The 1,419-nt window shown below is 66.9% G+C and carries 1 protein-coding gene; it reads left to right on the top strand.

From position 1 onward, the window contains the following. Positions 1–208 precede the first annotated feature (208 nt). Entirely contained in the window at positions 209–1,399 is a 1,191-nt protein-coding gene (locus tag ACWGKS_RS29955; RefSeq protein ID WP_452525092.1) for an IS110 family transposase, read from the top strand. Positions 1,400–1,419: the final 20 nt, after the last annotated feature.

Here is a 1,419-nt window from a genome sequence, read left to right as displayed (position 1 = left end):
GCCTTAAGAATGGGTGTGTGGTCCAAGGGGGCCGGGTGAGGCTGATGAGAAGGTGCCGCCCATGGCTTCGCGGGGCATAGCCGCCCGGCTCCCTGGTCACTCCAACCTCTGATTGAGAGCTGCGACCCATCGCTTCGTTAAGGCTTCGATGGTGGGGTGCTCCACGGACCACGAAGGAACCCCTCGTGTATGGAGCAGGTGGAACAGGTTGAGCACTCATCAGCGGATCTGGGTCGGTATCGACGCAGGTAAGGGCCACCACTGGGCGGTGGCCGTCGACGCGGACGGCAACAAGCTGCTGTCGCGCAAGGTCGTCAACGACGAGGCCGAGATCCTCGACCTGATCGCCGACGTGTGCGGCCTGGCTGATGAGCTGCGGTGGGCGGTGGATATCTCCAGCCGTCCCTCCGCGTTGCTCCTGGCCCTGCTGCTCGGGCACGGCCAGGAGGTGGTCTACATCCCCGGGCGAACGGTCAACCGCATGTCCGGGGCTTTCGCCGGCGACCACAAGACCGACGCCAAGGACGCCCAGACCATCGCCGAGACCGCTCGGATGCGGTCGGATTTCCGACCGCTGGAACTGGCCCCGGACCTGGTGGGCGAACTGGCGTTGCTGACCTCCCATCGGGCGAACATGACCGGCGACCGGGTGAAGATGATCAACCGGTTGCGTGAGCTGCTGGTCGGGATCTGCCCGGCCCTGGAACGCGCCTTCGAGTACCGCAAGCGTCCCGGTCTGGTGCTGGTGAGCGGGTACTGCACGCCCGCTGGCCTGCGCCGCATGGGCGTGGGGCGGCTGACGGCGTGGTTGGCCAAACGCGAGGTCCGCAACGCTTCCTACTTCGCGGAGAAGGCGGTGGAGGCGGCCAAGGCACAGACCACGTCGTTGCCGGGTGAGAAGCGGGCCGCCGCGCTGGCATCGGATCTGGCCCAGCAGATCCTGGACCTGGACGAGCGGATCAAGAAGATCGACCGGGAGATCGCCGAGGTCCTGGGCCAGGACGAGCGCAGCGCGATCATCCAGTCCATGCCGGGCATGGGGCCGTTGCTGACCGCGGAGTTGATCGCCTTCGCTGGAGACCTGTCCGGGTACAAGGACGCTGGCCACCTGGCTTCGCACGCGGGCATCGCCCCGGTCGCGCGGGACTCGGGCAAGAGGACCAACAACAACCGCAGGCCCCGGCACTACAACCGCCGGTTGTGCCGTCTGTTCTACCTGTCGGCGCAGTCGGCGCTGCTCAGGCCGGGGGCCTCTCAGGAGTACTACCGGCGCAAGCGGGCTGAGGGGATGCTGCATCCTCAGGCGGTGTTGTGCCTGGCCAGACAGCGAATCAACGTGCTTTGGGCGATGTTGCGGGACGGGCGCCCCTACGCCCGTCCCATCCCGTCGGTGGCTTGACTCAGACATTGAGATGCCCC

It is taken from the genome of Nocardiopsis sp. NPDC055879 (assembly GCF_053615935.1).
The sequence above is the reverse complement of the archived record's forward strand: the minus strand, read 5'-3'. Positions and strand labels throughout refer to the sequence as shown.